Source organism: Rothia sp. LK2588 (genome assembly GCF_040946465.1).
GTDB lineage: Bacteria > Actinomycetota > Actinomycetes > Actinomycetales > Micrococcaceae > Rothia.
In genome coordinates this window covers 83,686-109,186 of the sequence record NZ_JAYWLS010000004.1, presented here as the reverse complement: position 1 = coordinate 109,186, position 25,501 = coordinate 83,686, and the positions used below count along the sequence as shown (strand labels likewise).

General features: G+C 61.0%; 23 protein-coding genes. 17 read left to right on the top strand and 6 right to left on the bottom strand.

The genetic code is table 11. The annotated features are described in order from the left end of the window. The first annotated feature begins 260 nt into the window (after nt 1-260). The 10 genes from rpsB to VVR12_RS09115 all read left to right on the top strand — a co-directional run bounded on the left by rpsB (nt 261) and on the right by VVR12_RS09115 (nt 9,679). Entirely contained in the window at nt 261-1,097 is an 837-nt protein-coding gene (rpsB, locus tag VVR12_RS09160) for a 30S ribosomal protein S2 (protein ID WP_368550915.1), read from the top strand. A gap of 121 nt (nt 1,098-1,218) precedes the next feature. Continuing rightward, nucleotides 1,219-2,049 (top strand): translation elongation factor Ts, encoded by an 831-nt coding sequence (tsf, locus tag VVR12_RS09155; protein ID WP_368550914.1) that lies wholly within the window; start codon nt 1,219-1,221, stop codon nt 2,047-2,049. A gap of 161 nt (nt 2,050-2,210) precedes the next feature. Then, the gene (gene pyrH, locus VVR12_RS09150) at nt 2,211-2,954 is read left to right on the top strand and encodes a UMP kinase (protein WP_368550913.1); all 744 of its coding nucleotides are present in this window, start codon (nt 2,211-2,213) and stop codon (nt 2,952-2,954) included. Between the two features lie 105 nt (nt 2,955-3,059). Continuing rightward, nucleotides 3,060-3,617, top strand: a complete 558-nt coding sequence (gene frr, locus VVR12_RS09145; protein WP_368550912.1) for a ribosome recycling factor — start codon at nt 3,060-3,062, stop codon at nt 3,615-3,617. 4 nt (nt 3,618-3,621) lie between these two features. After that, a complete protein-coding gene (locus tag VVR12_RS09140; RefSeq protein ID WP_368550911.1) occupies nt 3,622-4,476 on the top strand; it encodes a phosphatidate cytidylyltransferase in 855 nt (284 codons plus the stop codon). A gap of 77 nt (nt 4,477-4,553) precedes the next feature. Next, nucleotides 4,554-5,144 (top strand): DivIVA domain-containing protein, encoded by a 591-nt coding sequence (locus VVR12_RS09135; protein WP_368550910.1) that lies wholly within the window; start codon nt 4,554-4,556, stop codon nt 5,142-5,144. A gap of 90 nt (nt 5,145-5,234) precedes the next feature. Beyond that, nucleotides 5,235-5,648, top strand: a complete 414-nt coding sequence (locus VVR12_RS09130; protein WP_368550909.1) for a DUF485 domain-containing protein — start codon at nt 5,235-5,237, stop codon at nt 5,646-5,648. Continuing rightward, on the top strand, nt 5,648-7,276 hold the full coding sequence (locus VVR12_RS09125; RefSeq protein ID WP_368550908.1) for a cation acetate symporter: 1,629 nt from the start codon (nt 5,648-5,650) through the stop codon (nt 7,274-7,276). The genes VVR12_RS09130 and VVR12_RS09125 overlap by 1 nt, the downstream gene beginning before the upstream one ends. A gap of 200 nt (nt 7,277-7,476) precedes the next feature. Beyond that, complete coding sequence (locus VVR12_RS09120) at nt 7,477-7,737, top strand: GlsB/YeaQ/YmgE family stress response membrane protein (protein WP_368550907.1); 261 nt, start codon at nt 7,477-7,479, stop codon at nt 7,735-7,737. A 124-nt stretch (nt 7,738-7,861) separates the two neighbouring features. Further along, nucleotides 7,862-9,679: an ABC transporter ATP-binding protein gene (locus VVR12_RS09115; RefSeq protein ID WP_368550905.1), complete on the top strand. Its 1,818-nt coding sequence runs from the start codon at nt 7,862-7,864 to the stop codon at nt 9,677-9,679. 40 nt (nt 9,680-9,719) lie between these two features. Here the strand turns inward: VVR12_RS09115 and VVR12_RS09110 are convergent, their stop codons facing one another. After that, on the bottom strand, nt 9,720-10,133 hold the full coding sequence (locus tag VVR12_RS09110; RefSeq protein WP_368550904.1) for an HIT family protein: 414 nt from the start codon (nt 10,131-10,133) through the stop codon (nt 9,720-9,722). A gap of 59 nt (nt 10,134-10,192) precedes the next feature. Between VVR12_RS09110 and dxr the strand changes: the two genes are divergently transcribed. Beyond that, complete coding sequence (dxr, locus tag VVR12_RS09105) at nt 10,193-11,506, top strand: 1-deoxy-D-xylulose-5-phosphate reductoisomerase (RefSeq protein ID WP_368550903.1); 1,314 nt, start codon at nt 10,193-10,195, stop codon at nt 11,504-11,506. Nucleotides 11,507-11,935: 429 nt separating this feature from the next. Here the strand turns inward: dxr and pflA are convergent, their stop codons facing one another. The 3 genes from pflA to pflB form a co-directional block, all read right to left on the bottom strand. Then, nucleotides 11,936-12,805: a pyruvate formate-lyase-activating protein gene (pflA, locus tag VVR12_RS09100; protein ID WP_368550902.1), complete on the bottom strand. Its 870-nt coding sequence runs from the start codon at nt 12,803-12,805 to the stop codon at nt 11,936-11,938. A 24-nt stretch (nt 12,806-12,829) separates the two neighbouring features. Continuing rightward, nucleotides 12,830-13,087 carry an autonomous glycyl radical cofactor GrcA2 gene (gene grcA2 / locus VVR12_RS09095; protein WP_368550901.1) on the bottom strand — a complete coding sequence of 86 codons (258 nt, stop codon included), beginning with the start codon at nt 13,085-13,087 and terminating at the stop codon, nt 12,830-12,832. A gap of 117 nt (nt 13,088-13,204) precedes the next feature. Then, on the bottom strand, nt 13,205-15,325 hold the full coding sequence (pflB, locus tag VVR12_RS09090; protein WP_368550900.1) for a formate C-acetyltransferase: 2,121 nt from the start codon (nt 15,323-15,325) through the stop codon (nt 13,205-13,207). 231 nt (nt 15,326-15,556) lie between these two features. Between pflB and VVR12_RS09085 the strand changes: the two genes are divergently transcribed. Further along, a complete protein-coding gene (locus VVR12_RS09085) occupies nt 15,557-16,885 on the top strand; it encodes an RIP metalloprotease (protein ID WP_368550899.1) in 1,329 nt (442 codons plus the stop codon). 36 nt (nt 16,886-16,921) lie between these two features. Here the strand turns inward: VVR12_RS09085 and VVR12_RS09080 are convergent, their stop codons facing one another. Further along, nucleotides 16,922-17,623, bottom strand: a complete 702-nt coding sequence (locus VVR12_RS09080) for an MOSC domain-containing protein (protein WP_368550898.1) — start codon at nt 17,621-17,623, stop codon at nt 16,922-16,924. Nucleotides 17,624-17,844: 221 nt separating this feature from the next. Here VVR12_RS09080 and ispG point away from each other — a divergent pair, with 221 nt between their 5' ends. The 5 genes from ispG to VVR12_RS09055 all read left to right on the top strand — a co-directional run bounded on the left by ispG (nt 17,845) and on the right by VVR12_RS09055 (nt 24,592). Next, nucleotides 17,845-19,011 carry a flavodoxin-dependent (E)-4-hydroxy-3-methylbut-2-enyl-diphosphate synthase gene (gene ispG / locus VVR12_RS09075; RefSeq protein ID WP_409349895.1) on the top strand — a complete coding sequence of 389 codons (1,167 nt, stop codon included), beginning with the start codon at nt 17,845-17,847 and terminating at the stop codon, nt 19,009-19,011. Nucleotides 19,012-19,075: 64 nt separating this feature from the next. Continuing rightward, entirely contained in the window at nt 19,076-20,242 is a 1,167-nt protein-coding gene (locus tag VVR12_RS09070; protein WP_368550897.1) for a GNAT family N-acetyltransferase, read from the top strand. A gap of 239 nt (nt 20,243-20,481) precedes the next feature. Continuing rightward, on the top strand, nt 20,482-21,894 hold the full coding sequence (locus tag VVR12_RS09065) for a hypothetical protein (protein WP_368550896.1): 1,413 nt from the start codon (nt 20,482-20,484) through the stop codon (nt 21,892-21,894). 112 nt (nt 21,895-22,006) lie between these two features. Beyond that, a complete protein-coding gene (locus tag VVR12_RS09060) occupies nt 22,007-23,809 on the top strand; it encodes a proline--tRNA ligase (protein WP_368550895.1) in 1,803 nt (600 codons plus the stop codon). Continuing rightward, entirely contained in the window at nt 23,810-24,592 is a 783-nt protein-coding gene (locus VVR12_RS09055; protein ID WP_368550893.1) for a TSUP family transporter, read from the top strand. It abuts the gene before it with no gap. On the opposite strand, the gene VVR12_RS09050 is transcribed toward VVR12_RS09055, so the two are convergent. After that, nucleotides 24,589-25,452 (bottom strand): hypothetical protein, encoded by an 864-nt coding sequence (locus VVR12_RS09050; protein ID WP_368550892.1) that lies wholly within the window; start codon nt 25,450-25,452, stop codon nt 24,589-24,591. The two genes, VVR12_RS09055 and VVR12_RS09050, sit on opposite strands and share 4 nt — an antisense overlap. Nucleotides 25,453-25,501: the final 49 nt, after the last annotated feature.

The following is a 25,501-nucleotide window of genomic DNA, read 5'->3' as shown; positions in this document are numbered from 1 at the left end:
TGACAACGCGTAGCGCAAAGTCGCTCGTTATTTATCCCGCTCTATTTAGCACCGGGAAAGATGACCGCGACGAAGGGACTTTCGGTCCGGCGTCCTCGCCGGCATGAGGCCTGAGAAAGCATGCTTTCTGAGCGCTACCAGGGGAGCGGTGCCCCCACCATGAGGCACCAAGGCTCCAACTTGTAAACCGATAACTACAATGCGCGTGTTCGGCTAGCCTGGAATCAGGGGTCGGCACGGCAACCTCAAAAGGAGACGACATGCCCGTCGTAACTATGCGCCAGCTTCTCGATTCCGGTGTTCACTTCGGACACCAGACCCGCCGCTGGAACCCCAAGATGAAGCGCTTCATTTTCACCGAGCGCAACGGCATCTACATCATCGACCTGCAGCAGTCGCTGGCGTTCATCGACCAGGCTTACGAAGCTGTGAAGTCCACCGTGGCACACGGCGGCACCGTTCTCTTCGTCGGTACCAAGAAGCAGGCTCAGGAAGCCATTGCTGAACAGGCTACCCGCGTGAACATGCCCTACGTTAACCACCGCTGGCTCGGTGGTATGCTCACCAACTTCGAGACCGTTTCGAAGCGTATTGAGCGTATGAAGGAACTTGAGCAGATCGACTTCGACGACGTCGCCGGCTCGCAGTTCACCAAGAAGGAACTCCTGCTGCTGCGTCGCGAGCACGAGAAGCTCGAGAAGACCCTCGGCGGTATCCGCAACCTCACCAAGGCTCCCTCGCTGATCTGGGTTGTTGACACCAAGAAGGAACACCTGGCTGTTGACGAGGCACACAAGCTCAACATTCCCGTTGTGGCTATCCTCGACACCAACTGCGATCCCGACGAGGTCGCATTCCCCATCCCGGGCAACGACGACGCTATCCGCTCCGTCAACCTGCTGACCCGCGTTATTGCAGATGCTGTGGCTGAAGGCCTGCTGGAGCGCAACAACAAGAAGTCCGGCAAGGGCAACGCAACCGAAGAGCCCATGGCTGAATGGGAGCGCGAGCTCCTCGAGCAGCACGAGGCATCGAAGAACGAGTCGAAGTCTGAAGAGCAGACCGAGACCGCTTCTGCTGAAGCATCGGCTGAATAATCTTGCTGTGAAGAGACGGCACCCGCCCACTAATACCGAGCGTGGGTGCCGTCTTTTCACTACCTGCCGCTTCTAAGCGGCACCCTAGAGTTGTAGTCAAGACGAACAAGGAGTTCACACTATGGCGAACTACACCGCAGCAGACATCAAGGCACTGCGCGAAAAGACCGGCGCAGGCATGCTCGACGTCAAGAAGGCTCTGGACGAGGCTAACGGCGACCAGCAGAAGGCACAGGAAATCATTCGCGTGAAGGGCCTGAAGGGCATCACCAAGCGCGAAGGCCGTGCGGCAGCTGAGGGCTTGGTGGCCGCTCGCGCCGAGAACGGCGTCGGCTACATGGTCGAGGTCAACTCCGAGACCGACTTCGTGGCAAAGTCCGACCCCTTCATCGACTTCGGCAACAAGGTTCTCGAAGCTGCCATCGCTTCGAACGCAACCTCGGTGGAGGAGCTCAACGCAGCGTCCATCGACGGCAAGACCGTTGAGGAACTGACCACCGACGCCGCAGCACTGCTGGGCGAGAAGGTTGTCGTGCGTCGTATCGCCCGCATCGAGGGTGAGAACGTATCGCTCTACCTGCACAAGACCTCCAAGGACCTGCCCGCACAGGTTGGCGTGCTGCTGGCTGTCTCCGGTGCAAACACCAACGAGGTTGCTCACGACGTAGCTGTGCACATCGCAGCGATGTCCCCGAAGTACCTCAACTCCGAGAGCATCCCGGCCGCAGACGTGGACGCTGAGAAGCGCGTTGCTGAGGAGACCGCAGCTGCCGAGGGCAAGCCCGAGCAGATCATCCCCAAGATCGTTGAAGGCAAGCTGAAGGCTTTCTACAAGGAGAACACCCTGCTCGATCAGGACTTCGCCAAGGACTCCTCGAAGTCTGTGGCTCAGGTCCTCAAGGAAAACGGCGCTGAGGCTACCGGCTTCGTCCGCTTCCGCGTAGGCGCATAATTCGTTCTCAACCTGAGAACACACTCGCACCTGATCGTGTGAGTATGCACCAAATCGCATAGTGCAAAGGGAAGCACCCCACGCGGTGCTTCCCTTTGTCGTATGCTGTTACAGACAAACACGCCGCAGCGTACATCATCCACGACCTTACGGAGGCCAGTATGACTGAATCCAACCTGCACCCCATTCAGCGCGATGAGACCGGACGCCGCCGCGTCCTTTTGAAGCTCTCCGGTGAGGTCTTCGGCGGCGGCAGCGTCGGAATCGACACCGGCGTGATCCGCGGCATCGCCGAGCAGATCGCGGCCACCGTGGGCCAGGTTGAAACCTCGATCGTGATCGGCGGCGGCAACTTCTTCCGTGGCGCTGAGCTATCGCAGGCAGGCATGGACCGCTCCCGTGCAGACTACATGGGTATGCTCGGCACCGTCATGAACTCGTTGGCCCTGCAGGACTTCCTCGAGCAGGCGGGCATTGATACCCGCGTGCAGTCCGCGATCACCATGCCGCAGGTGGCTGAAACCTACATCCCGCGCCGGGCGATCCGCCACATGCAGAAGGATCGCGTGGTTATCTTTGGCGCCGGCGCCGGCCTGCCTTACTTCTCCACCGACACCGTGGCTGCCCAGCGCGCCCTCGAAATCCATGCCGATGAGGTGCTGGTGGCCAAGAACGGTGTGGACGGTATCTACACCGCCGACCCCAACAAAGACCCCAACGCCGAGCGCCTGTACAACCTGACCTATGATGAGGCACTGCAGCGCAATATCCGCGTGATGGACCAGACCGCCTTCTCGCTGTGCAAAGACAACAACGTGGCCATGCGCGTCTTCGGTATGCAGGGCGAAGGTAACGTCACCAAGGCCCTGCTCGGTGAAGAAATGGGCACCCTGGTTACCGCATAATCTCGGCTAAAGATTAGTCACAACACTTAGAACCCCAGTAGACTGAACAGGAAGAAACAATCCCTGTTCAGCGGGGAAACGTCAACCTCGAAGGAGCGATCCTCAGTGATCGAAGAAACACTCAAAGAAGCCGGCGAGAAGATGGATAAGTCCATCGTCGCACTCCAAAACGAATTCGCAAATGTCCGAACGGGTCGCGCTAATCCCGCGCTCTTCTCTTCGATCACCGTGGAGTACTACGGTACACCCACCCCGTTGCAGCAGCTGGCGTCTTTCCAGACCCCCGAGGCTCGCACCATCCTCATCACCCCTTACGACAAGGGTTCGTTGCGCGATATCGAAGATGCCCTGCGCAACTCCGATCTCGGCGCTAACCCGGCTAACGACGGCAACGTGATCCGCGTGGTCATGCCCGAAATGACCGAAGAGCGTCGCAAGGAATACATCAAGCTGGTCTCGAACAAGGCCGAAGATGCTCGTGTTTCCGTGCGCAACGTACGTCGTAGCGCTAAGTCTGCCATCGATAAGTTCGTCAAGGACGGCGAGATCGGTGAAGACGAGGGTGTCCGCGGCGAGAAGGATCTCGATGCTCTGACCAAGAAGCACGTGGATCACATCGACGAGCTGTTCAAGGGCAAGGAAGCCGAACTGCGCGAGGTCTAACTGGATGAGCGCACAGACACCCACACAAACAAAATCAGGGACCACGTCTAAGGCCGGGAGAAACCTCCCAGCGGCCATCGGTGTGGGCCTCGTCCTGGGTGCCGTGCTCATTGTCGGGCTGTTCTTCCTCCCTTGGTTGCTCGTGGTGTTTGCCGCCTTGGCGGCCGCGGTGGGCACCTGGGAGGTAGTGCAGGGTATCAACCACAAGCGTGACATGGGCATCCCGATGATCCCCGCGGTCGGGGTAGCTCTGGTGATGCCGTTCTTCGCCTACGTCGGTGGAGGTCAATGGCTGATCTTCGCCGTGGTTGCCTCGATGATTTTGCTGATGTTTTGGCGCTTGACCGGGCCCAAAGACGGCATGATCATGTCGGTGATGGGTTCCATCTTTGCGGTGAGCTGGGTTCCGTTCATGATCGCGTTGGCGCTGTTGCTGTTCCGCGAACCGCACGGGGCGGGAGCTATCTTCCTCATCCTGGTCATGGCGATCGGCAACGACACCTGGGGTTACATCGCCGGAGTGTTGTGGGGCAAGCATCCGATGGCTCCGCGCATTTCGCCCAAGAAGACCTGGGAGGGATTCGCCGGGTCGATGTTCGGGTCGATGGCGGTGGGGCTCATCGCCTCGCTGGTGATGCCGACGGTACCCTGGTGGTTCGGTATCCTCTTGGCCGTCGTCCTGGTGATTACAGCTACCACGGGTGATCTCGCCGAGTCGATGGTCAAACGCGAAATTGGCATCAAGGATATGTCGAACATTCTTCCCGGGCACGGGGGAGTGATGGATCGCCTCGATTCCATCGTCTTCTGCCTGGCGATCGGTTCGGTCATGTTCACTCTTTTCAATGGCATTTTGTAAACCACAGAGTGCGTGCTGGGGAGCCTCCCGTGTGATCGCGGGTGGCTCCCAACGTCTTTGAGAACGGAGGATGAGAAATGAAGCATCGGGGTGCCCCTTCGCGCAACGAATTTGCCACGGTGACTTCCCGCCACACGGGATATTCGTGTGCTCAGGTGGATCAATATTTCTCTGAGTTGGCCGAGGATTACGAGGCGTTGCGTTCTGGACGCCCGCGCCCCGGTGGCGCTACCTCGGAGAGCATACGCGCGATGAGTTTTGAGGCGCAGGCCGGGGGATACCTGCCTGCCGATGTGGACGCCGCCCTCGACCGGGTCGAGGATCGCTTCTCCGAGTTCGAACGACGCGCCTACTACTCCAGCGTGGACCGCAACCAATGGGAAACCCAGCTGGAGGCTGAGGCCGCGCTGATCATGGGCCGTCTGGATCGGGCGGCCGGGAAGCGGTTCCGCCGACCGTCCCATAAGCTCACCAAGGGGTACTACGTGCGAGATGTGGACGCCCTGTGCGACCGTCTTTCGGACATGTTCCGTAGTCAGCACGTACTTGACCCCGGCCTCATCCGCTCGGCTGTATTCCGCAGTGCAACCACCGATATGTGCTACGAAGAGACCCAGGTGGATGCTTTTCTGGATCGCTGCCTGAAGCTGATCCTGGATCTCAAGTGACCGGAATGTTGATTTAATCTACGTCACACTTGTGTGTGAGTTGGCTCATACAGTAAGTTTAGGTCTCAACCAATTAAGAAGGAGGTTGAGATGGCGTCTGTTGCACCTCATCACACATCCCACGCACAAGGGCCTGACCCTCAGAGCGGTCAAGAGCCCCAGAACTTCACTGATTTCATTGACTTCGCTGGCACCCAGTCCAGCCCTGAATTTATCCAGTTGAAGAAGAAGCATCGCTCCTTCGTCTTTCCTCTCGCGGTGGCATTCTTCGTCTGGTACCTGCTGTACATCATGTTGGCGATCTACGCTCCCGCATTCATGTCGCGCCCGGTGCTGGGAAACATCAACTTAGGCGTGGTGCTGGGTCTGTTGCAGTTCGTCACCACCTTCATCATCACCGGCCTGTACGTGTCTTTCGCTAATAAGACTTTGGACCCTCAGGCTGAAGCGTTGCGCGAGACTATGGAAGACCAAGCTCGTCGCACCGCAGGACAGGGGGCATAATGCAGCACCTCAATGCTTCTGCCACTATCGTGGCCGCAGAAAATTCCCAAACGGTCGGTAGCCCCTGGATTAATATGGCGATCTTCGGGGCATTCGTCCTGGTCACCATGATCGTGGTCCTTCGGGCCAGCAAGAACAACAAGACTGCCGCGGACTACTACGCAGGTGGCCGCTCCTTCAGCGGTACGCAAAACGGCCTGGCCATCGCCGGTGATTACCTCTCCGCGGCGTCCTTCCTGGGTATCGTGGGTGCGATCGCAACCCAGGGTTACGACGGGTTCCTCTACTCCATTGGCTTCTTGGTCGCCTGGCTGGTGGCGCTATTGTTGGTGGCCGAGCCCCTGCGTAACACCGGTAAGTTCACGATGGCCGACGTGCTCTCGTTCCGCCTCCGCCAGCGTCCGGTGCGAATCGCTGCGTGTATCTCGACCCTGGCTGTGACTCTGTTCTACCTTCTCGCTCAGATGGCCGGTGCTGGTGCGCTGGTGTCGTTGCTTATGGGCATTAGCTCCAAGGCGGGGCAGTCTCTGGTGATCATCATCGTGGGCGTGCTCATGATTGCCTATGTGCTCATCGGCGGCATGAAGGGTACCACCTGGGTGCAGATCATCAAGGCGTGCCTGCTGATGGCCGGCGTGGCAGTGATGTCGGTCTGGATACTCGGCATGTACGGATTCAATCTCTCCCAGCTGCTGGGCTCGGCAGTAGACCAGGCCGGTACGCATAAGATTCTCGAACCCGGCATGAAGTACGGAAAATCAGAGGCCACCAAGCTCGACTTTATTTCTTTGGGACTGGCGTTGGTCTTCGGTGCTGCCGGACTGCCTCACGTGCTGATGCGCTTCTACACCGTGCCGACCGCAAAAGAAGCGCGCAAGTCTGTGGTCTGGGCGCTGACCCTCATCGGCCTGTTCTACCTCTTCACCCTGGTGCTGGGATACGGAGCCGCAGCTCTGGTGGGCAAGGACGCCATCAAAAACGCTCCCGGTGGAGTCAACTCGGCCGCCCCGCTGTTGGCGTATGACCTCGGTGGTTCGGTGCTCATGGGTGTGATCTCGGCTGTAGCGTTCGCGACCATTTTGGCTGTTGTCGCCGGTCTGGCGATCACCGCCTCGGCCTCTTTTGCGCACGACATCTACACCAACGTCATCTGCAAGGGTAAGAGCGATCCTCGCCAGGAGATCAAGGTGGCCAAGACCACGGTTGTGGTGATCGGCTTGCTCTCGATCGCTGGCGGTATCGGTGCCCAGGGCCAGAACGTGGCCTTCCTTGTGGCGCTGGCGTTTGCTATTGCGGCATCGGCAAACCTGCCGACCATCCTGTACTCGTTGTACTGGCGAGGTTTCAAGACCCGTGGTGCGGTGTGGTCGATGTACGGTGGTTTGCTGATCTCGATCGTGCTGATCATCTTCTCCCCGGTGATGTCGGGGTCGGAGACCTCGATGATCCCCGGCGCAGATTTCGCGATCTTCCCGTTGGCTAACCCGGGCATCGTCTCGATTCCCGCCTCATTCCTGCTGGGATGGCTGGGCTCGCTGGGCGGTGCCGCTGAGGACGTCGCCAAGCAGTCCGAAATGGACGTCCGCTCCCTCACCGGTGTGGGCGCCGAAGGTGCAATAGATCACTGATGTGGGTGAAGTGGCCCACTTCGTGTCACCCAAAGCGCGACGTGGGTCACCCGCTTTTGTCGACAACTGTCGATTATCCAAGAGTTATCTAAGTATTTCATATTTGAGATTAGTTAATGGTCATGCCCACCTGTACACTGGGTAGCGATCGGCGTAAGCTTTCCGGCTACGCGCACAAACATTCTCGAAAGGAATAACAAATGGGTATTCTCGGTTGGATCATCATGGGCCTCATCGCTGGCGCCCTCGCTAAGCTCATCATGCCCGGTCGCCAGGGTGGCGGCATCATCGTCACCATGCTCCTCGGTATCGTAGGCGCATTCGTTGGTGGCTTCATCGCATCCGCTCTGGGCATCGGCTCCGGCGTTGCAACCTTCTCCTTCGGCACCCTGATCGCTGCCATCATCGGCGCACTCATCGTGCTCTTCATCTGGGGCTTGGTTACCGGTCGCCGTCGCTAAGTCTTAGCACAAGCACAGCACGCTGAGCGTTAGCTCAGCCACTGTCTGATAAACCCCTCATTGCGTGAGCGATGAGGGGTTTTTCGTGCGATACAGTGACCTCGTACCCGGCAGAAAGACTCCCGTGAAAAGCATCCTTCGCATCCTCAGAGCCACCAAAGAACTCAACCGCTACTACATCTTCATCATGGCCTGCGCGGTGCTGACATCCGTCACCGCCTTGGCCTCGCCCTTCGCCATCAAAGGCGCCACGGACGCCGTCGTGCAGCATTCCGGCGAAGGCTGGGGCCGCGGGCTGAACGTCATCATCTGGTTCGCGGTAGCCTATCTTGTCGCCCAGTTACTGAACACCCTGTTCACCAATATCGGTGGATACCTCGGTGACGTGATGAGCCAGCGTATGCGCACCATGCTCTCGGTGCGTTACTTCGACAAGCTACTGTCGTTGCCGCTGTCGTATTACGACGAAGAGCTCACCGGCACGATCGTCTCGCGCTTGAACCGCACCATCATGGAGATCACCCGGTTCATCCAAATGTTCTCCAACACCTTCGCATCGTTGCTGATCACCACGGCTTCGGTACTCATCATCAGTGGCATCTACTATTGGCCGCTGGCGGTTTTGTTGCTGATCATCTTCCCGGTCTATTTCTGGTTGACCAGCAAGACCAGCGAGAAATGGCAGGTGTGGGAGGGCGAAAAGAACGCCGACATCGACGTCGCTTCGGGTCGCTTCAACGAGGTGATCGGCCAGATCCGCGTGGTGAAGTCCTTCGGTCAGGAACGTCGCGAACTGAGCATCTTCCGTCAGCTGTTCCACAGCACCATCGGAACTACCAGCCAACAGTCCCGGTACTGGCACAAGATGGACGTCTACCGACTGGCCTTCTTGAACATCGTGTTCTTCCTGCTCTACCTGCTGATCTTTGTGCGTACTCTGCAGGGCAAGTTCAGTATTGGCGACATGGTATTGCTCATCCAGCTGATGGGCATGGCGGTGCAACCCATCACCTCGTTGAGCTGGGTGGTCGATGCCGCGCAGCGCGCCATCGCCGGCTCCAAGGATTACTTCGACGTCATGGAACGCGAGGTGGATCCCCGCGCGGTTGCTCTGACCCAGGGCGAACTGACCGAAAAGGAGCCCGAACCGGTCAAGGCCGAGCCGGGGCAAGAAATTATCCGCTTCGAGAACGTGACCTTCGGTTACGAGGGGGAGGGAGACGTCCTGCACGACATCGACCTCTCGATCCGCCGCGGTGAGAAGATCGCGTTCGTGGGGGAGTCCGGCGGCGGCAAGTCCACCCTCATGTCGTTGCTGGAGGGCCTCTACGATCCGCGCAGTGGCTCGGTGACCGTGGACGGCATGAACCTGGTCGAGGGCAACCTGCAGAAACTGCGTTCTCAGATCGGCATGGTCTTCCAAGACGCCTCGCTGTTCTCGGGTACCATCGCCGAAAACATCGCCTACGCGCGCCCCAACGCCACCCGCGAAGAGGTGCGCGAGGCCGCCATCAAGGCGAATGCGGATCAGTTCATCCGAGGCTTTGCCGACGGGTACGACTCGCTGATCGGTGAACGCGGGCTCAAGCTCTCGGGTGGTCAGAAGCAACGCATCGCGGTGGCCCGCGCGATCCTCAAGGACGCCCCCATCCTCATCTTGGACGAGGCCACCTCCGCCCTGGACACCAAGGCCGAGCGAGCCGTCCAGAAGGGCCTCGACGAACTGATGGCCGGTCGCACCTCACTGATCATCGCGCACCGGCTCTCGACAATCTCGGCCGTGGACCGCATCGTCACGCTCCGCGATGGACGCATTGACGAGGTCGGCACGCCCGCAGAGCTGGCGCGGTCCGGTGGTATCTACGCCGAGTTGTTGGGTCTGCAGAATTCGAGCTCGAAGGCGGATAAGAACCGCTTGAAGAGCTACGACATCGTGGGATAGATATTTGTGAAGGCGGGGGTGAGGTTCTTACTCCCGCCTTCTACACATACATAGTGGGTAGTTTCAATGATTCCCACATCTGGCTAAGATCCTGTTGTGGACGGCGCTTACTCTGAGGAAATCCGCTCAATCCATCAGCATGACGGCGGGGAAGAATATGCAGATGTAAGTGAAATTCGCTTTGTTCCGCGGCTTGTCCATTGGCGTTGAGAACATTGAAGCCGTCATATCCCGCCACCTCAACCAGGTGACGCCCTACTGTCTGAACTGCTCTATTCACAGCTAGTAGTGAAACACTATCGGCATCCAAATAATTGACCACGTGCTTTTTGGGTATCGCAAGCATATAGCCCGGAACCTCAGGATGGATGTCTAGAAAAACTAAAGACTGGGAATCTTCAAAAATTTTGTACGAAGATATTTTCCCATCAACGATGTCGCAGAAGGTGCACATTCCTGGATTCTAACAAGGTTCTAGCTTTCCAGAACTCTTCCAAACGTAGAATGGTGAGTATGAAATTTGGCGCCTCCATCACCCGTGACTCTTCTCGTGACCGGCTCACCGACGAGCTGAAAAACTTCCTCAGCGGATCGCGTACCGTGGCCCTGCTCGGGTCCACCGGTTCGATCGGCACCCAGGGGCTACAGGTAGTCGACCACCTGAACTCCCTGGCTGGCGTGCCTTCGCACGATACCTCCGCGCCCCTAAGCGTGGTGGCCCTCAGCGCCGGGTCCCGCTCGCTCGAGCTCCTGGCCGAGCAAGCGGTGAGCTACCGAGCTGAGCTGGTTGGCACGTCTGGCACCGCGAAGGACGCCGCGCGCCTCAAAGAGCTCATCGCCGACGCTGCCCGCGCCGCGGGGCTGACAGATTTTGCGCCACGCATCGCCCACGGTGAGGACGCCGCGACCGAGGCCGCCCAGGCCGGGGCGGACGTCGTGCTCAACGGCATCACCGGGTCCATCGGGTTACGACCCACGCTCGCCGCGCTGAAAACCGGTTCGCAGGTGGCGCTGGCTAACAAAGAATCCCTCATTGCAGGCGGGCCGCTGGTGCGCGCCGCCGTCGACGCCTCGCCCCTGGACCACCCCATGATCCCGGTGGACTCCGAACACTCGGCACTGGCGCAGGCGCTGGCCTCCGGCAGCGACGTTGAGGTCGATCGCCTGATCCTCACCGCATCGGGCGGCCCGTTCCGAGGCATGACCCGCGCACAACTGCAGGACGTCACGCCCGAACAGGCCCTGGCGCACCCCACCTGGGACATGGGCCTGGTGGTCACTACCAACTCGGCGTCCCTGGTCAACAAGGCCCTCGAGGTGCTCGAAGCCCACCACCTCTTCGGCGTGGACCTCGACCGCATCGACGTCACCGTACACCGCCAATCGGTGGTCCACTCCATGGTGCAGTTCGTCGACGGATCCACTATCGCCCAGGCCTCCCCGCCGACTATGTTGCTACCCATCGCGCTGGGACTGACCTGGCCGCACCGACTCTCCGGGGTGGCCGCGCCCTGCGACTGGACCCAGGCCGCCGAGTGGACCTTCGAACCCCTCGACAACGAAGCCTTCCCCGCCGTGAACATGATCAAGGACGCCGGAAAACGCGGCGGAACCTTCCCGGCGGTCTTCAACGCCGCCAACGAGGAGGCGGTGGCGGCCTTCCACGCGCGCAAGATTCGATTCCCCGAGATTATCGACACCGTGGCGCGTGCACTCGATGAGCACGCCGGCTCGGACGCCTGCACAGCGGAGGCCGACCTCACGCTGGAGGCGGTGCTTGAGGCGGAGCGATGGGCGCGGGTGCGCGCGAACGAACTTTTGGGTTAGTACTGGTTGAAATGGGGTAGGGCAGGGTGTCCCCACCCAACATCCCTTAAACGCCAGACCCGAGCCAGTTGAGTGGGAACACCCTGCCCTACCCAACGCACCCGCCAACCCCATTCCGAGCCAGCTGACCGCAGACGCCCCAACCCACCCCTGCTCCAATCCCAAAACGACAACGATGCACTCGACTCAACTAGCTCGGGATGAAGCTAGCGGGTGCGAGCACAGAAACGACGGCGGTGCGCTCAACTCAACTAGCTCGGGATGAAGCTAGCGGGTGCGAGCGCGCGAGCACTCAAGAGCTAGCGGAATCGCGGAGCGGCGTTTAAGGGATGTTGAGTCGAGCACACCGCCGTCGTTGGCTGTGTCTATCGGTCATCGTTCCACGGATGTTGACTGCCCGGCATCTCGCCGAAAGCTAACGAGACCGGATTAGTAGACGGTCAAACCGCGCGCACGGAACTGCTCCCGCACCCGCTCCGTCTCCTCCTTGCTCGGAGGCTGCACGTCCTTGAGCTTGTAATCCAAGCCCAGGGTCTCCCATTTGTCGGTGCCCATCTGGTGGAAGGGGAGCACCTCTACCCGGCTGACCGAGTTGGGCCAGCGACAGACGATGTCCGCCACCTTCTCAACGTTCTCGTAGGAGTCGGTGTATCCGGGCACCGAGACGAAGCGGATCCAGACCTCTTTGCCCAGGGCGTTGAGGCGGTCGCCGAAGTCGATGGTGGGCTGCAACTCGCGTCCGGTGAGGTTCTTGTAGATCGCAGGGTCGCCGGACTTAACGTCGAGCAGAACGAGATCCACCGATTCGAGGAAGTCGTCGGTTGCGGCGGCCCCCAGGAAACCCGAGGTATCGATGCAGGTGTGGATGCCCAGGGATTTCGCACCCATGAGAATGTTCCACGCGAAGGCGCGTTGCATGAGTACCTCGCCTCCCGAGATGGTGATGCCACCACCGGTGGAGCGGAAGACTTTGCGGTAACGCTTGATGCGCTTGATGAGGTCTTCGGCCTCGATGGGTTGGCCGTCCCTCATGTTGAAGGTGTCGGGGTTATGGCAATACAGGCACCGCAGTGGGCAACCGTTCATGAAGATGGTCAAGCGGGTACCCGGGCCGTCGACTGCCGTGACCAGTTCCCAGGAGTGTACCGAACCCAGCTCACCTTTGCGCATTCGGTTAAGTTGCTCGTGGCGTTCGAGCTCGGTGTTATCGCCTAAGCCCCAGGTACCTGCGCCTAATTGGCGGGACGCCGGGGGCGCAAAATCTTGCTCCCCCGGCGTCTGAACCGTAGTAGTAGTCATAGAAGTGATTCTATATCGCTTCTACTATGCACCCTGGTGGAAGGTGCGGGACAGAACATCGAGCTGCTGCTCACGGGTCAGGCGCACGAAGTTCACTGCGTAACCCGAAACGCGAACGGTGAGGTTCGGGTAGTTCTCTGGGTGCTCCATGGCATCCTCGAGGGTTTCGCGGTTCAGCACGTTGATGTTTGCGTGGTAGAGGCCGGGGCCGACTTCCTGCGAGTGCTCGGCGCGAGCTTCTTTCATCGAAGCCAGGCGCTCTTCAAAGGTCTTTACTGCCATTTTCTTCTCCTTCATCAGAGGGGGTTTGGTGCTGGCTGACGTTCTGTTCTCGTCAGCCAGCGAAGTTTTTTGTCAGGCGGGCCGCATGAGTTGCGGCCCGCACTGCCTGGAGAGGGGTTAGTCTTCTTCAGGTACGAATCCGGCGTCCAAGATGCCGACCAGGTTCTTGATCTGGTCTTCCTTGGTGCGGCCGAGGGCGGTCGGGGTGATGGTGTTGGTCAGCGAGATGCCGTCGAGGGCGTCCTGGTAGTCCAACTTGCCCACCGAGAGCATCGAGGCGACCATGCCGTGGGTGTCCTTGCCGTTCTCCGGGTTTGCACCGGGGGAGAAGGGGGTGCCGGCGCGGTGACCGGACGGGAAGTTGCCGGTTGCCTTGCCGTAGACCACGTTGGAGGTAATGGTCAGCACGGACTGGGTGGGGATCGCGTCGCGGTAGAGCGGGATCGCCTTGATCTTCGACATCACGGTGTGGACGACGGTTGCGGCGATGTCGTCGGCGCGGTCGTCATCGTTGCCGTAGCAGGGGAAGTCACCTTCGACCTTGTAGTCCACGATCAGGCCGGTCTCGTCGCGTACGGGGTAGACCTTGGCGTACTTGATGGCGGACAGCGAGTCGGCCACGATCGACAGGCCAGCGATGCCACAGCCCATGGCGCGGATGATGTCCGAGTCGTGCAGTGCCATCTCGATGGCCTCGTAGGCGTACTTGTCGTGGCTCCAGTGGATGATGTTCAGAGCTTCGACGTAGGTGCTGATGACCCAGTCCAGCATCTCTTCGTACTTGAGCCAGACTTCATCGAAGTCGAGCGCGTCGTCACCCTTGATGGGTTCGTAACCCTCGACAACCTGCTTGCCGGACATCTCGTCGCGGCCACCGTTCATTGCGTAGAGCAGAGCCTTGGCGGCGTTCACGCGAGCCCCGAAGAACTGCATCTGCTTGCCCACCTTCATGGGGGAGACGCAGCAGGCGATGGCGGCGTCGTCACCCCACTGGTTGCGGATCTGCGGGTCAGACTCGTACTGGATCGAGGAGGTCTCGATCGAGATCGCCGAGCAGAATTCCTTGTAACCGTCAGGGAGGGTTTCGTCCCAGAAGATGGTGATGTTCGGCTCGGGGGCGGGGCCCAGGTTACGCAGGGTCTGCAGCAGGCGGAAGGAGGTCTTGACGACCAGCGTCCGTCCGTCGTCGCCGAAACCGCCGTCGGACCAGGTGGCCCAGTAGGGGTCGCCGGAGAAGATCTGATCGTAGTCGATGGTGCGCAGGAAGCGGGTGATGCGCAGCTTGATGACCAGCGCGTCGATCATTTCCTGTGCGTCGGTTTCGGTGATGGTGCCGGCGGCCAGATCGCGTTCGAAGTAGCAGTCCAGGAAGCCCGAGAGGCGGCCGATGGACATTGCCGCGCCGTCCTGCGACTTGACCGAAGCCAGATAGCCGAAGTAGGTCCACTGGACGGCTTCTTGGGCAGTCTTGGCGGGGCCGGAGATGTCGAAGCCGTAGTCGGCTGCCATCTTCTTGAGCTTCTTCAGGGCCTTGATCTGCTCGGCGTGTTCTTCGCGGTAGCGTGCCCAGTGCTCGGAGAAGCCCTTGTCGGCGACCTTGTGCTTGTCGGCTTCTTTCTCTTCGATCAGGAAGTCAACGCCGTAGAGAGCCACGCGGCGGTAGTCGCCGATGATGCGGCCGCGGCCGTAGGCGTCGGGCAGGCCGGTGATGATGTGGGAGGAACGCGCCGCGCGGATACGCGGGGTGTACACATCGAAGACGGCCTCGTTGTGGGTCTTGCGGTACTTGGTGAAGATTTCCTTCACGGCGGGGTTGTATTCTTTGCCCGCCTCGCGGATCGCGGTCTCGACCATGCGCCAACCGCCGTTGGGCATCATGACGCGCTTGAGAGGCTTGTCAGACTGCAAGCCGACGATCACGTCGTCGTCTTCGCTGATGTAACCGGGGCGGAAGGCGTCGATGTCGGCGGGGGTGTCGACGTCTACGTCGTACACACGCTGCTTGCGCTCTACCGAAAGGAATTCTTTTTCAAGGGTGTCCCAGACACGCAGGGTCTTGTCGGTCGGCCCGGCGAGGAAGGAAGCGTCACCGAGGTAAGGGGTGTAATTGCGCTGGATGAAGTCGCGAACATCAACATGTTGCTGCCAGGGGCCGCCAACGAAGCCCTCCCATGCTTGTGCCTTGGGGTCGTTGTCGGCGAGGTTAGGTGCCAGTGCCTGATCCGAATTAACGGTCATCTTTACGCTCCTGCATTAGATACACGTGCGAGGTTCACTTCGGTGAGAACCTTCGTCTTCGATATCAGCATAGACACATTCCGGGATGAATATCAGTGTTACGTTAGACCTCTTCTGACCCTAAGAATTAGGTAAAAATGACCTTATACGGAACTCTGCGGAACTTCCCATCCGGATGTGATGAGATATACGCTGACGGTTCATGTTTGTTACGAGGTGGGGGAATCGACCATGGGAATGTTGCTCTTTGTGGTGGGTGTGGTACTAATGGCGCTGGCGATTGCCGCGTCCATTGCCCTCCACGAGATCGGGCACCTCGTTCCCGCTAAGCTCTTTGGGGTGCGCGTACCGCAGTACATGATCGGTTTCGGCAAAACGGTGTTTTCGCGCCGACGCGGTGAGACCGAGTACGGTATCAAGGCCATTCCCTTGGGTGGTTATATTTCGATGATCGGGATGTACCCGCCTGCCCGCGGTGCCCGCCGCCCCGGCCGTCTTGCCGAGATCTTCGACGAGGCCCGTCGCGCCGATAACGAACGTATTACTGCAGCCGATGAGGGCCGTCTCTTTTATCAATTGCCGGTGCACCGTCGCATCGTCATCATGTTGGGCGGGCCACTGATGAACCTGCTCATTGGTACCGTCTGCACCGCCATACTCATCATGGGGTTCGGCAGTCAGCAGCCGACCACCACGGTCAGCGAGATCTCGCAATGCGTGAAGAAAGTCGAGGCGCAACAGGAGCAAGATTCGCCCCAGAGTTGTACTGCTAAGGATCGGCAGGCCCCGGCGGCGCAGGCGGGGCTGAAACCCGGGGACGTCATTACTTCCTTTAACGGCGAGCGCGTGGGGAGCTGGGATGAGCTCACCGACGCCATCAAGTCCCGTGCCGACCAGCGCACCGAGCTTACGGTGGAACGCGACGGGCGGGAACAGCGATTGACCCTCACTCCGATCAAGACCGCCCGGCCCATTTTCAACGATCTGACCGGTCAGTACGAGAAGAACGCGGACGGCTCGTTGAAGACGGAAGAGGTGGGATTCGTCGGCGTCAGCCCCACCACCGAGCTGACCCCCGGTCAGGCTCAGGACGTGCTACCCACGGTGGGACAGAACCTCCAGCAGATCGGTGCGACTGTTATTAAGTTGCCCGCCCGTGTGTATGGGGTTGCGGAGACGCTGGCGACCAACGGTCAGCGTTCGGCCGATTCGCCGGTGTCGGTGGTCGGCGTGGGGCGTGTGGCCGGTGAGATTGCCGCCACCGATCGCATCGACCTGCACGCCAAGACTGCCTCGTTGGTCTCATTGGTGGCCTCGATGAACCTGATGCTGTTCGTCTTCAATCTCATCCCGCTGCTACCCCTGGACGGCGGTCACGTGGTGGGTGCCCTCTGGGAGGGCGTGCGTCGCACCGTTGCTCGCCTCTTCGGACGCCGCGACCCCGGCCCCTTCGACCCTGTGCGCCTCTTGCCGCTGACGTGGATCGTAGCCGGTTCCTTCATGCTGATGTCGCTGATCTTGATTGTGGCGGACGTGGTCAAGCCGATTACCCTCTTCTAGCGCGAAGGGCGGTGCGTCGGCGAGGCGTTCGACGGGTTACTTCGATTTTTCAAGGGTACGCACGAGGCGGTCGTGGTAGAACGGCGGATAACAGGCGGCCTCCACGAGGGTGCGCATGGCGTTTCTGTCTCCCATGGCGGCGCGGAACGCCTGCCCCATGGTCACTCCGTGCTCGGGCGGCGCGAGGAATTCTAGGGCGTCGCCGGGGTGAATGACGCCGGGTTCGATCACCCGAAAATAACTGCCGCAGTCGCCGTGTGCGGCGAATTTTTTGACCCACCCTTTGATCTCGAGCCATTCGGCGAAGGTGCGGCAGGGGGAGCGGGGCACACTGACCTCGAGTAGCGCGCTACCCACACGGATGCGCTGGTTGATCACCGCCTGCGTCCAATCCATCCCGACGGTCGTGAGGTTCTCCCCGAACGCGCCGGGCACATAGGTCTCACCGTTCTGATCGGACCAATAGCGCAGCTCTTCGTTGGCGAAGGCGTACACCGCTTTGTGGGCGCCGCTGTGGTGTAGCAGGTCTCCCACGAAGTCACCGCGCACCCCGGATCCGTCGCCGTAATGAGGCCCCGGTGCGAATACCGAGATCTCGGGCTGGGGACGCTTGTCGATGCCTGTCTGACGTTGAGCGTCGGCCGGGCAGGTAAATGGTGCGGCGACGTTGGTGGACAGCACGCGGGCCGCGGCCTGTTGATGGGTGGTGGGGGTAGAACCGGCAGATTGTTGATCCATGTCACTATCCTAAGCATCCTTCATCACCTCGAGGCATTGTGCTAAGCCCCGGCCGCGGCATATCGCCGGGGGAGCGCGCGGGAGACGGCCGGTGCGTCCAGCGCTATCTCAGAGCTGAAGAGGGCGCAAAAGTTCGCCCAAACCCGCCTGTGTGGGGCACAATGGAGAGGTATCAGCGCGCCCGCAGACGCGCTGAAGTAATCAGTCGTTGGAGGATTATCTTGTCGGTCAACCTTGGAATGCCCGCACCCGCACCCCAGACGCTTCATCCGCGTCGTAAGACCCGCCAGTTCAAGGTCGGTAACGTCGGTGTGGGATCAGACTCGCAGATCTCGGTACAGTCGATGACCACCACGAAAACGCACGACATCGGGTCGACCCTGCAGCAGATCGCCGAGCTGACCGCAGCCGGTTGCGACATCGTCCGCGTGGCGTGCCCCACCGATAAAGACGCCGAGGCGCTCCCGATCATCGCTCAGCAGTCCCAGATCCCGGTGATCGCCGACATCCACTTCCAACCCAAGTACGTCTACCAGGCGATTCAGGCCGGTTGCGGCGCGGTTCGCGTGAACCCCGGTAACATCCGTAAGTTCGACGACCAGGTGAAAGAAATCGCCCAGATGGCCTCCGACCACGGAGTCTCCCTGCGCATCGGCGTCAACGGCGGTTCGCTCGATAAACGCCTGCTCGAGAAGTACGGCAAAGCGACCCCCGAGGCCCTGGTGGAGTCGGCCGTGTGGGAGGCCTCCCTCTTCGAAGAGCACGGTTTCAAAGACTTCAAGATCTCGGTCAAGCACAATGACCCGGTAGTCATGGTCGAGGCCTACAAGCAACTGGCCGAGCGCGGCGACTGGCCCCTGCACCTCGGCGTGACCGAGGCTGGCCCGGCGTGGCAGGGCACTATCAAGTCCGCCACCGCATTCGGCGCCCTGCTCTCCCAGGGTATCGGTGACACGATTCGCGTTTCCCTCTCGGCCCCGCCGGTCGAAGAGGTGAAGGTCGGCCTGAAGATTCTCGAATCGCTGAACCTGCGTCAGCGCCAGCTCGACATCGTCTCTTGCCCCTCCTGCGGCCGCGCTCAGGTCGACGTCTGGGAACTGGCCGAGAAGGTCACCCAGGGTCTGGAAGGCATGAAGGTTCCGCTGCGCGTTGCCGTCATGGGGTGCGTGGTGAACGGACCGGGCGAAGCCCGAGAGGCCGACCTCGGTGTTGCCTCGGGTAACGGCAAGGGCCAGATCTTCGTCAAGGGCGAAGTCATCCGCACCGTGCCCGAAGAAGAGATCGTGCAGACCCTCATCGACGAGGCGAACCGCATCGCCTCCGAGATGGAGGCCTCCGGCGAATGGACCCCGAACGCAGACTCGGCCCCCGAGGTCACCGTCAAGTAGTTGCCCAGCCTGCCGGACGAGTCAGACCCCGGCAGGCTTTCCCGAGAAAGCCCCCAGATCTTCCGTGTTCTCACTCTTCCCCAGCCCCGGTGACCACGTGGTGGTGCGCCCGTTGACCACCGACGAGTGGGGGCAGCTGGAGGCGATGATCGAAACGGATCCGGCGGTTTTCCTTTACGCCTTAGAGCACCTGGAACACTTCGGGCTCCCCGCGCCGTCCACACTGAACCTCAGACGTAACCCTTTCGGTTTCATGGGCATCTTCGCCCCCGAGGCCGCCACCCCCTGTGCGAATTCGGGTTTCACCGCGGATGCCGGCGGCGGGGGAATCCCCGAAGTCACCGCCCAGGTGCGCCGTAAAGTGGCTAGGGGGCTGCGAGAGGTTGCCGTGCAACTGGCACCGCGCGCGGCTCAGCTGACGGCGCCAAACCGACCCTCCCCGGTCGCCGACCCAGGCACCGAAGTCTTGGACGTCGTTCCCGCGCAACGGGCTCACACCGAGAGCCCGCTCCAGCTGGTGGGCGCATTCTGGCTTGGGTCGAACTGTGTGCCGTTGACGATCCCCGCCTGCGCTCGCGGCGCGGTGGCGGCGGTTATTGCGCGACATCGCCGCTCGGTGGCGTCCATCTTCGGCTCGGCGGAGCAGGTACTGCCGCTGTGGGAACTTTTGGCGCCGCGCATGGGACGCCCGCTGTCGGTGCGTCCCAACCAACCCTTGCTCACGCTTGACCTCTCGCAGGATCTCGCGGATCTCGCCGACGAAACTTTGGAGCGTCCAGGCCTATCGGCGCCTCCCCTCAGCTCCGGGGGAGCACGGTGGGCGCGCACCTCCGACCGCCGTTCCCTGTTGAAGGCCTCGGTAGCGATGTTCGTGGAAGAGGTGGGTTACGACCCGATGACGCGCGATGCAGCCGGGTACGCCCGCCGCGTGGAGGAGTATATCCGCACCGGGCGCTCGGTGGTGGCCACGAATCGTGACGGCGTGGTGGTGTTTAAGGCAGACCTCGGACTAGCCCATGAATCGTATTGTCAGATACAGGGTGTCTGGTTGCATCCGGCGTATCGGGGCCGGGGGTTGTCGAAGACTCTGTTGGCCCAGTCCTTCGACTTGATCCGCACGCGTTTCCCGCAGATCAGTCTGTATGTCAACGATTACAACCACACCGCCCGAGCGCTGTATGAGGCCCTTGGCATGCGGCAACACGACACTTTCTCCACCATCCTCTTCTAATCTGTGGGCGGGTCGGGGGGGCTCTGTCGCCCGCCCTGTGACTAGGAAAGACTTTTCTGGGGACATTTCTTGAGTTTTGCGGCTATAAGCTAGGAAACCTGGAGCGACGCCGCTAATTTGAGTGATATTCCAAGGGGCCTGCACCGGCCCTTCACTGAATTTTCTTCACCATGGAGCCCATACAACGCAGGGCCTTATGGTTCACACCCATCACTCACCACCAACTTAGAAGAGGTCACATGAAGTTCTCCGCCTCCAAGATCGGCGCTGTTGCACTGTCCGCCGCAGCTCTGTTGAGCACCGCTCCGGGTGCGGCTGTTGCAGCAGAATCCGTTTACATGAACCCCAACGCGGGCATTACCAAGGTCTGGAAGAAGAACCCCGAGAAGTACGGCCAGCCGCTCTCTGCCGAGAAGTGCGTCAAGGGCAAGGGCTGTGAGCAGATCTTCGAGAACGCCGTGCTGACCTGGAACCAGCGCAACGGCGTGGACGCTCTTATGGGTGCCGACCGCGTGAAGGCCTATCAGCAGGCCGGTGGCGTGGCTGCCGTCGGTGCGGTGGAATCGGACGCCTGGAATCACGCCCAGTGTGGCCCCGTGGTCACCACTTACGATGGTTCGACCCGCTGGCTGGTCGTGGTCGGTGACGAAAAGGCCAAGGCCGCTTCGAAGCTTGACCTTTCTTCCCAGGCAGCCAAGGACTGGAAGACCACTCGCAACCAGACCGGCGCCTGCTTCACCGGTTCGGAGCACACTCCCGAACCGCAGCAGCCCGCACCCACCCCTGAACATCCCGTGGGCGACGGTTGGGAAAAGGTCAATGACTACATCTCTGCTCGGGTGCTCTACAGCATCGATGAGGGAATCAACTTCCAGTACGACGTCTACGAGGTATTCGACGCCCGCACCGGTTACACCGGCAAGATGGACGGCCGCGTCTACAACGAGTTCATCAAGAACCCTGACTTCTTCGGCAAGTTCACCCACACTCATCAGGTCGGTGACGACCGCGGTGGAGCCCGCTACAACTTCTTCGTCTCCATCTTCGAGCGCCCCTCCGGTGAAACCGTGGAGGCTTGGGGAGACAAGATCGCTTCGGTGAAATACACCCTTTACTCCGCACCCGATGCTAACGGACAGAGCACCGCTACTAACGGCGTGATCGACAACGAGCCCGCCTTCACTCCCACCGACCCGGTGAACGTGGATTGGTCACAGCAGTCTTATCTACACTTCCCCGGTCTGCCTAATGAAGAAGGCGGCGCACTGTTCTACCAGGACGGCGAGAACTCCGCCATCATCATCAAGGCCGACGCCAACGGCAAACCCGTGGCTGGCGCTCAGGCATACCGCTCCGACTGGCTGGGTTACTTCATGTCCCGCGAGGGTCGGTTCGACATCAACCAGGCAACTGAGTGGGGCTATGGCGGATACTTCGGTTGGTTCAACGAGGTTTCCACCCTGGGCGCTCCCATCGCCGAGCAACAAAAGGTCACCGAGAACGGTGTCACCTACCTGACCCAGGAGTTCGAGCACGGCTCCATCAAGTGGGAGGTTCCCGCCGAGGGTGCCGTCGCTCAAGACGCCGTGATCACCCTGCACCCGGATGCTGCTGCGGCGCTGGCAGAGTACGAGAAAACCCTGGATTACTAATCCCCAAGTCGAGCCACCTCAACTCCGCACGCTAAACTAGGTGGAAAATGTTCCCCGCACCCGACACCGTTCGGGTGCGGGGATTCGCACCCTCGTGGATTGGATAACCCAGGTGACCGTAACCCGCTTTTCTCAGTTCTTCCTCCGCACTCTGCGCGACGACCCGGCCGACGCCGAGGTTGCCAGCCACAAACTCCTGGTGCGCGCCGGTTATATCCGCCGCGCCGCACCCGGCATCTACTCCTGGCTCCCGCTGGGTCTGCGGGTTCTGAACAAGGTCGAGAACATCGTCCGCGAAGAGATGAACGCGATCGGTGCCCAAGAGGTTCACTTCCCGGCGCTACTGCCGCGCGAGCCCTATGAGGCCACCAACCGCTGGGACGAATACGGGGATAACCTCTTCCGCCTCAAGGACCGCCGCGAGGCAGACATGCTGCTGGCTCCGACCCACGAAGAGATGTTCACCCTGCTGGTTAAAGACATGTACACCTCGTACAAAGACCTGCCGGTGTACCTCTACCAGATTCAAACCAAGTACCGCGACGAAGCCCGCCCCCGCGCGGGTCTGCTGCGCGGTCGCGAATTCGTGATGAAGGATTCCTACTCCTTCAACATCGACGACGAAGGCCTTGACGAGGCCTACCTCGCCCACCGCGCCGCCTACCAGAAAATCTTCGAACGCCTCGGCCTGGAGATTGCCATCGTCAAGGCGCAGTCCGGCGCCATGGGCGGATCCCGCTCCGAGGAGTTCCTGCACCCCACTCCCGTCGGTGAAGACACCTTCGTGCGTTCGGCCGGTGGTTACGCGGCGAACGTCGAGGCCGTGACCACCGTCGTCCCCGAACCGCATGACGCCACTAACGTGCCGGCCGCAACCGTGCTGGAGACCCCGGATTCGCCCACCATCGAAACTTTGGTGCAGCGCTCCAACGAACTACACCCCAAGAACGATGGGCAGTGGTCCGCCGCCGACACCCTGAAGAATGTGATCGTGGCCGTGGTGCGCCCCGACGGTGAACGCCAGCTGGTAGCCATCGGCGTGCCCGGTGACCGTGCGGTGGACATGGGTCGAGTCGAGGTCAACGTCGGCGCACTGCTGGGTATCGGCGGCGAGGTGGAGGTCGAGGCCGCCACCGAAGACGACCTCAAGGCTTACCCGCAACTGATCAAGGGGTACATTGGCCCCGGTCTCAGCCTCGAGAACCCCCTGCTGGGCAAGGAATCCGTCACCGAGATTCCCTACTTCCTGGACCCGCGCGTGGTCGCCGGTACCGAGTGGATCACCGGAGCCAACGAACACGGCAAGCACGTCTACCACCTGGTCGCCGAACGCGACTTCACCGCAGACGGCGTGATCGAAGCCTGCGTGGTGCGCGAGGGAGACCCCGCGCCGGACGGCTCCGGCCCGCTCCAGGCCGCACGCGGTATCGAGATGGGGCACATCTTCCAGCTTGGCCGCAAATATGCCGAGGCCCTGGGCCTGCAGGTGCTGGATCAGAACGGAAAGTTGAAGACGGTCACCATGGGCTCCTACGGCGTGGGTGTGACCCGCGCACTGGCAGCGGTGGCCGAAGGTAACCACGACGATAAGGGCCTCATCTGGCCGCGCAACCTGGCGCCCTTCGACGTACACCTGGTAGCAACCGGCAAGGGCGCGGAAATCTTGGAAGCCGCCGAGAAGCTGGCCGAAGACCTGGCCGCCGAAGGCGTCGAGGTTCTGCTGGACGACCGCCCCAAGGCTTCGCCCGGTGTGAAGTTCGGCGACGCCGAGCTGGTCGGCGTGCCCACCATCGTGGTGGTCGGCCGCGGTTTCAAGGACGGCAAGCTGGAACTCAAGGATCGCCGGAGCGGCGAGGCCCGCGACATCGCCGTGGACGCCGCAGTGCAGGAGATCCTGGCGGAACTGGGTCGCTAAGTGCTCGGTATCGAGACATTAGAGCCCGGCACCCTGGTTTTACTGGTGGTGGCCGGGCTCTTGGCTGGGTGGGTGGACGCCGTGGTCGGCGGTGGTGGCCTCATTCAGCTACCGGTGGTGCTCATGGTGCCCGGCCTCTCCCCGGTGCAGGCCCTGGCGGTCAACAAACTCGCCTCATCCATGGGTACCGCCACCAGTGCCCTGACGTACTATTGGCGCACCGCGTGCGATGTTTCGACCGCCCTACCGATGGCGGGTGTGGCGCTGGCCGCCAGCTTCTGTGGAGCGATCGTGGCGACACTAATACCGGCCTCCGCCTTTCGACCCATCATTCTCTGCGCCCTGGTGGCGGTCTTACTCTTTACTGTCCTCAAACCCGGTGCCGGCGAGCTCACCCAGCTCAAACACTCCGGCCGACGTCACCTGATCATCGCGCTCGCGGCCGGTTTGATCATCGGTTTCTACGACGGGATTTTGGGGCCGGGAACCGGTTCATTTCTCATGATCGCCATGATCAGCCTGCTCGGTTTCAACTTTCTCATGGCCACCGCGCAGACCAAGATCGTCAACCTGGCTACGAACCTGGGTGCGCTGGCTTACTTCACACTCTCGGGCCACATGCTCTGGGCGGTGGGGTTGATCGTCGGTGTGGCGAATCTGGTGGGCGGTTACCTCGGCGCACGCACCGCCATTGCCCGCGGCAACGGATTCATCCGCGGAATGATGATCGCGGTGGTCAGCGCGCTCATCCTCAAACTGGGTTTCGACATCTACGCCGGTTAAGACTGCGACGAGGCGGCGTTTCCCGCGGTGAACTTCTGGGCGGCGAGGAACCGGTACAGGGCACTATCGCTCGGTAGCGCATCGTCGGCCAAGGCCCGATCGAGGTGCTGGCTCACGGAGTGTTGGGCCTTCTTGAGATCGGCACCGGGGTCAGCGGCGCTCACCGGATAGGCAGGAGCCTCGGTCACGGGTGCAAAGGAACAGGCCAGTGCCTGGTCGAAACCGCTATCGAGAGACTGAGCCTGCTCGCTGAGCCGCTCGCTTTCGGGGGTGGGCTGATCGGACTGCTCACCCCGGGCGTCCGTCACCTCGGCGATGTAGACCTGCGCATCGATGGCATGAGCCAGGTCGGTGACACTCTCGGGAGCCGCGGTGGAATCCTGCGCCAGGTCGCACTCGGGGGAGGGCGCTACGGCCCACTCCGGAGACTTTGGGTGTGAACCGGAGGCCTTCCACACCCGTTGCGCGGCGTTGAGCGCCTGAAGGCGGGTAGCGGCATCTGTCTCGGGGGAGCCGGCAACGCGGAAGAGCTCCCGTGCGGCCGCATCAGCCGCGGACTTTATCGATGGTGGCGTTTCGCTGTCTGGCTGTTGGGAGGCTTGCTCCACCGCGGCGCGGGGGAGGCGATCGAGCTCTTCCATTGCCACCTGCTTCAAGGACGCCGCCGCTCCGGAGTCACCCGACGTGGCGGGGGCCTTCGCGGCGGCTCGTTGTACGGATAGTAATTGCGCGGCGGCCTGCGTCGAGTCACCCAACTCTGCTCGTGTGTGCTCGGCGTCCTGTGTGCTGAGGAATCCCGTAGCGCCCAGACCCACCAGCGCACACGTTGCGGTCAGCGTTAGCATCGTGGATGATCTCACGCAGCCTCCTCAGCAGATTAGGTCACAAGCTATCCCCTTATTCTTTCAC